A 6,534-nucleotide genomic window follows, 5' to 3' on the forward strand; every position below is an offset into this window, starting at 1 on the left:
GTGGCGTACGAAGAGAAATCGGTTCCGTCCTCCGCGAAGGGTCCGTCGATTACCTGCTCGCACGCCATCTGCCAAGGGGGGTGTCCAAATGCCGATCCACTCTGCGGATCCGCCCTCTCCCCCAAAAGGAATCTGGCTGCGGTCGTCCGACCGTGCTCTAGGATTGTGACTTTGCTGGACAAAATTCGAAATACAGGTCATGGACTCCCAAAGACTTTTCCGCCGCATTGGAGACCCATTTGGACGCCATCACCGGCGCGTCCGCGGGATCCTGACGCGGACGGCCATCGGATATATTGGGGAATTCATGCGGCAACGGGTGTTCGAGTCACGAAATGCGGTCCTGCGGCAGTTCGCCGCCACCTTGGCCGTCTCCTCCTTGCTCGTTCTGATGGGTGTTGGTGGTGCCTCCGCCCAGAGCGGCACGCCGGCCCCTGACCAGGGCAAGGCGGCCGCCCAGCCCGCCGACGCCGCCAAGGACGCCGCCCAGAATCAGCGCCGCACCGACGAATTCGCCGAAGCGGCCCAGGTCATCAACGGCCCGGCCGGCAACCCCGAATGCGTCTGGCTCGGCCGGCGCGTGGTGCGGCTGATGTGGCGGGACGACCTCGATACCGCGTTCCGCCATCTCGACCTCTACGACCGCTTCGGCTGTCCGGGCGGCCACATCCAGGCTGCGTTCCGCTGCCTGACCCGCTTCGGCGGCCAGATCGACCCCAAGGTTGCCGAGACCCTGGACAGCCGTGTGCACGCGTGCTGGATCAACCCGGCCGCCCAGCCGCAACAGGCGGCGGCCACGGCGTCCCAGCCGGCCGCACCGGCAGCCGGCAATTCGCCGGCACCGCAGCCGGCCGCGAGCCCCTCGCCTGCGGCAAGCCCGTCCCCGGCGCCGGCGAAATAGCCCAAGCTCTTAAAATAGCTCCGGCCGTTTCAGCTGCCGTTCAGGAATGGTCGGCCATAGACGCGGTCGGCACTGCCACGTGATTTTCGCAAAAGGCCATGCCCTCATAAGGACATGAGGCCATGACAGTTGTGAAACCGCGCGGCAGAGATATGCTCCCTTTGCCGCGGACTCGGTCGGATCTCGGGGTCGGATCCGCTTCCCTGCCACCTCAGCCCCTTTTGGTTTAGCCGCGATGCGCGTTGTCGCCGCCGTTCTGTTGCTCGTGTCTGCGCTTCACGCAGGGCTGTGGGGAGTCTTGCGCGACAAGGAACCCGCGCCTGATTTCAAAGGGCTCTTGCCCAGCGTGTCCTACGCGCCGTTCGAAGGCTCGGCTCATCCTGATATCGACAACATCCCGACCGTCGAGAAAATCCGCGCCGACCTCAAGACGCTGTCGACCATGACGCGCGCGATCCGCCTCTATTCGTCCACGGGCGGCGTGGAGCTGGTGCCGCCGATCGCGGCCGAGTTCGGCCTCAAGGTCACCGTCGGCGCCTGGATCGACAAGGACAAGGATCGCAACGAGCGCGAGATCAAGGCCGCCATCGAGCTTGCCCGCAAGAACAGCAACGTCGTCGGCGTCGTCGTCGGCAACGAGGTGATCTACCGCGGCGAGCAGAAGGTCGAAGACCTCATCGACATGATCAAGAAGGTGAAGGGCTCGGTCCGCGTGCCCGTCACCACCGGCGAGATCTGGAACATCTGGCGCGACAATCCCGAGCTCGCCTCCAGTGTCGACTTCATCGCCGCGCACGTGCTGCCCTACTGGGAAAACTTCCGCTCGGACCAGGCCGTCGACCAGGCCGTCGACCGCTACAATCTCCTGCGCAACCTTTTCCCCGGCAAGCGCATCGTGATCGCCGAGTTCGGCTGGCCCAGCCAGGGCTACAATTTGCGCAACGCCGATCCTGGCCCGTTCCAGCAGGCGCTGATCCTGCGCAACTTCGTCACCCGCGCCGAAGCCATCGGCATGGAATACAACATCGTCGAGGCCATCGATCAGCCCTGGAAATTCTTCGAAGGCGGCGTCGGTCCGTACTGGGGCATCCTCAACGCCAGCCGCGAGCCGAAATTCGCCTGGACCGGCCCGGTGGAGAACCCCGACTATTGGAAGCTGATGGGCATCGCGCTCTTGGTCGGCATCCTGCTGTCACTGCCGATCCTGCGGATTGAAAAAGCGACCGCGAAGCAGGCCTTCCTGCTGTCGGCGACCGCCAACGGCGTCGGCGCCTGGGCCGCGACGGTGTTCGCGTTCTGGAACAGCCATTATTTCATCTTCGGCTCGGCCTTCGCGCTGACGCTCGGCATGATCCTCCTTGTTCCTCTTGTCCTCATTGCGATGGCGCGCATCGACGAGATCGCGGCGGTCGCCTTCGGCCGGCCGCCGCAGCGGCTGCTCAGCAAGGGCAAGCCGGTCGAGAACGTTCCGGAAGATTACTACCCGAAGGTCTCGATCCATATCCCGGCATATTTTGAGCCGGTCGAGATGCTCAAGCAGACACTGGATGCGCTGTCGCGGCTGAACTATCCGAACTACGAATGTGTGGTCATCATCAACAACACGCCGGACCCCGCCTTCTGGCAGCCGATCCAGGACCATTGCCGCGCGCTCGGTGAACGCTTCAAGTTCATCAACGCCGAGAAGGTGCAGGGTTTCAAGGCAGGCGCTCTGCGGATTGCGATGGACCGGACCGCGGCGGATGCCGAGATCATCGGCATCCTCGATGCCGATTATGTCGTCGAGCCCGACTGGCTGAAGGACCTCGTGCCCGCCTTCGCCGATCCGCGCGTTGGCCTCGTGCAGGCGCCGCAGGAGCATCGTGACGGCGATCTGTCGATCATGCACTACATCATGAACGGCGAATATGCCGGCTTCTTCGATATCGGCATGGTCCAGCGCAACGAGCTCAACGCTGTCATCGTGCACGGCACGATGTGCCTGATCCGCCGCGCCGCGATGGACATGGCCGGCGGCTGGTCGAGCGACACCATCTGCGAGGATAGCGATCTCGGCCTTGCGATCCAGGAGCTCGGCTGGACCACCCACTACACCAACACCCGCTACGGCGCGGGCCTGTTGCCCGACACCTACGAGGCCTTCAAGAAGCAGCGGCACCGCTGGGCCTATGGCGGCCTCCAGATCGTCAAGAAGCACTGGCGCCGCTTCCTGCCCGGCGCGAGCCGGCTGACGCCCGACCAGAAGCGCGAATATGGCCTCGGCTGGCTGAACTGGCTGGGCGCCGAAAGCCTCGGCGTCGTCGTGGCGCTGCTCAACCTCATCTGGGTGCCGATCGTCGCCTTCGCCGACATCGCCATCCCCGACAAGATCCTGACGCTGCCGATCATCGGCGCCTTCGTCGTCTCGCTGGCCCACTTCCTGTCGATGTACCGCGCCCGCGTCGCCATCAAGCCCGGCCAGATGCTGGGCGCGATGATCGCGGCGATGAGCGTGCAATGGACGGTGTCGCGCGCGGTGGCGCAGGGCCTGATCACCGAGCACATCGCCTTCGCCCGCACCTCCAAGGGCGGCCTGTCCAGGATGTCGATCGAGTTCCAGGCGTTCTGGGAGGCCGTGATCGGCACCCTGCTCGTCGTCGGCGCCGGCGTGCTGATCGCCTCCAACAGCTTCCGCCAGATCACCGAGATCTACATCTTCGCCGGCGTCCTGGTGCTGCAGAGCCTGCCGTTTCTCGCCGCGGTCGCCATCGCCATCCTCGAGCTCAGCCGCATCAACTCGTTCCAGTTCTGGCGCGACAGCGCGATCCGCACCGCCGAGCTGATCGGCCTCCGCCCGGTCGCCCTGCCCCACCCGGGCGGCACGCCGCAACCGGTGCCGAGCGAGGTGCGGCGGGAGGCGAACTAGGGCCCTCATGGTGAGGAGCCCGCCCTAGGCGGGCGTCTCGAACCATGCAGGCCGAGCTCGGCCGGCCACCTCCAGCAGTTCAGCGTGGATGACAGCCCGCCAATCAGGTTGAGCATTCCGGCCTAAGCGGCAGAAACCGCGAACAAATCCCCGCCCCTGCCACGATCTTCGGCAACCACCCGCACTATTGACCTCCGCAGCCACTGCCCCTACACAGCGCGGGCCGACAGCATGATCCGGAAACAGCCGGTTTTCCCCGCAACGCAAGCTTAAGCGCAGCGGCAAGACATGCTTCTCGAATGTCCGAAGACGATGGCGATCTCTTTATCGATGCCATCCGCGGCCATGGGAGCGCGTAGCTCAGCCGGTAGAGCACGTGACTTTTAATCACGGGGTCCTGGGTTCGAGCCCCAGCGCGCTCACCACTTGAAAATACAAGCTTTTTCCGGTCCAATAACCGCCCCCACATTCTGCCTGGACAAGGTCCGGTAAGCATTGGGTAAGCAGATTCTGCGCATCCTTTGTGTTTGTCGATGGTGCGCTGATCCTGCCCATGGCGTCGATCGGCCGGCGTTGGTCGAGAGTTGTATCGTCCAGTCGCCAACTGGACGCAGGTGCGCTGGACTCTGTTTTCGTGACGTGGTTGCATGCATCAACGCGTAAAACCACACGGGGGGATTCGCAGTACCTGAGCGGCACCGGTTCAAATCCGAGCACGCACACTTCGTCTGGCTACACCCGCAACAACGGCACCTATGTCGCGCCATACGTCGCCACAAATCCAAATAGCACACAGCGGGACAATTTCGGCACCAGCGGCAACTACAACCCCGACAACGGGAGATTCGGCTCGCGGACCCCGCGGTATTAAGGCAACCCAACTCGACCTCGTCAGACCCATCGCCGTGGACGACCGTTAATTTCCGTTTACCCGCCTCGGGCGCGACTCGCGTATGAGCGGGGGAGAAGATTTCAAGTGACAATTGCAGTTTGCTACGTTTCGCCGGAAGGGATCGTTTTGGGTGCGGACAGCACGACGACGTACGGATCTCTGCACTTCAACAACAGCCAGAAGCTGTTTGAGGTAGGCGAAAACAGTACTCTCGCGATGGTTACGTGGGGACTCGGTGGCCTCAGCGTTAACAGTCATCGCACCCTAATTGCTTTGTTCGATGACGACCTGAAGAAAAAGCCGCCGTCTTCAGTCAAAGAAGTTGCTGACCGATGGGCGGCCTTCTTCTTTGCTGCATATAACGACCCGACCACGCCCCTTGCGCCGTTCATCGCACAGTGCCGAGCGCTAGCGGCGAAGCCAGCTCACGATCCGCAGAACCCGCAAGATCCTTTGGCACGGACAGATCCTGAAGAAAAGTGGCTGCAAGAATGGCGGCTGAACTTGGTAGTTGGATTTTGCGTGGCTGGATACGTCATGCCGGATCGATCGCCCGCGGCCTTTGAGGTGGTATTCGATCCCATCGCGACCGCGCCCCCTACCCCAGCGGCAAAACCGCACGGTTATTGGTTTTGGGGAGCCCCGAACATGATCCAGCGGCTAATATTCGGCTGTGATGAACAACTCAAGAACAGCATCGTCAATTCGGGCAAATGGAACGGAACAGCCGGCGAGTTGGAGGCATTGGTATCGCGGCACGCCTTGGATCATCCGTTGGTTCCCATCCGAGACGCAATCGACTTTGTGCACTCGTGCGTATCGAGCACCATCAAGGCTTTCAAGTTCTCCAACCTTGCCCCGATCTGTGGCGGCCCTATCGAAATCGGGTTGATTACCACGGATCGCCGGTTTAGGTGGGTGCAGCACAAGCTTTGGGATGTCGCTATCTCTTGAGGAGACGTGAGCATGGCCAGAAGCGATTATTCGGAGAGCGTAGTGAAATCAGGGCACCAAATCTCGGATCGGGCCTTTTCCGACCTCCTGAAGGCTGACACCAATCGCACGTCGGCCGACGTGCATCGCCTTTTGGGAGACCCGCGGGTTTCCGTTGGCGTGCCCGTGCGCGATCAGATGACCACAACTGGCAATCTGGTTGTGAAGTAGGCCTACTCTGATTCTTTTTGGGTGCTGTGTCACCCGGTGGACCTCCCTGGGTCCGACCCGGTAGTCACCGTTGATCTTCCGGACCCTCGACAAGCAGTGTCTCGCGCACGTTCCGAACTACTAGGAATCGATAATTTGACCGGAGCCTGCAGGTCGCTTTGATGGCGGCATGCCTCATCCTGCCCGACGCCACACGTCTACATATGCGGATAGCCGGCCGCTCAAGATCACGTCCGGAGAGATGCGCGAGATGGGCCTGCGCGGAGTCCTATTGCGCGTACTCATAAACGCTAGCGGTTCGACATCCACTTTTGGAGAGCAAGCGGACATCGCGAAGAGCCGTTGAAATCGGTCGATAATGACCCGAATGTATGGTCCGGCCGCGCGTTGCAAGCGGTTTCGTCAACCTGGCAGATGCGGTCTTGCAATGTATCCGGCCTCTGATTGGAGCGTGTTGGGCTCCGGGCCATCATGGATATCAGCGCGCATTCGAGCTGATTAGCGGACAGGCCTCGAGCGGGCCATTCGGGTCACCAGTGTTCGCATGCGCCGGGAAGACCGTCCTCCATGGTCGTCTCATCCTCTCGCAGACCTCGGCGGGTAAGGGNTGTTGGTTACGTCATCGATGGGCTCCTCACTTCGCGCTGTTCCTTTGTTCGTGCCAGGCGGTCC

The 6,534-nt window shown here is 62.2% G+C and carries 4 protein-coding genes and 1 tRNA gene; all 5 read left to right on the plus strand.

The window, feature by feature from the left end:
- Window positions 1–307: 307 nt before the first annotated feature.
- The 5 genes from YU9_RS0114300 (at window position 308) to YU9_RS0114320 (ending at window position 5,862) form a co-directional block, all read left to right on the plus strand.
- Window positions 308–901, plus strand: coding sequence for a hypothetical protein (locus YU9_RS0114300; protein ID WP_027573460.1), 594 nt, complete (start codon window positions 308–310; stop codon window positions 899–901).
- 235 nt (window positions 902–1,136) lie between these two features.
- Window positions 1,137–3,806, plus strand: coding sequence for a glycosyltransferase (locus YU9_RS0114305; protein WP_027573461.1), 2,670 nt, complete (start codon window positions 1,137–1,139; stop codon window positions 3,804–3,806).
- Between the two features lie 349 nt (window positions 3,807–4,155).
- Window positions 4,156–4,231, plus strand: a tRNA-Lys gene (locus tag YU9_RS0114310).
- 551 nt (window positions 4,232–4,782) lie between these two features.
- On the plus strand, window positions 4,783–5,652 hold the full coding sequence (locus YU9_RS0114315; RefSeq protein WP_036017271.1) for a hypothetical protein: 870 nt from the start codon (window positions 4,783–4,785) through the stop codon (window positions 5,650–5,652).
- A gap of 12 nt (window positions 5,653–5,664) precedes the next feature.
- On the plus strand, window positions 5,665–5,862 hold the full coding sequence (locus YU9_RS0114320; protein WP_027573463.1) for a hypothetical protein: 198 nt from the start codon (window positions 5,665–5,667) through the stop codon (window positions 5,860–5,862).
- Window positions 5,863–6,534: the final 672 nt, after the last annotated feature.

Origin of the sequence: Bradyrhizobium sp. WSM1743 (assembly GCF_000473065.1) — a bacterium.
Taxonomy (GTDB): Bacteria; Pseudomonadota; Alphaproteobacteria; order Rhizobiales; family Xanthobacteraceae; genus Bradyrhizobium.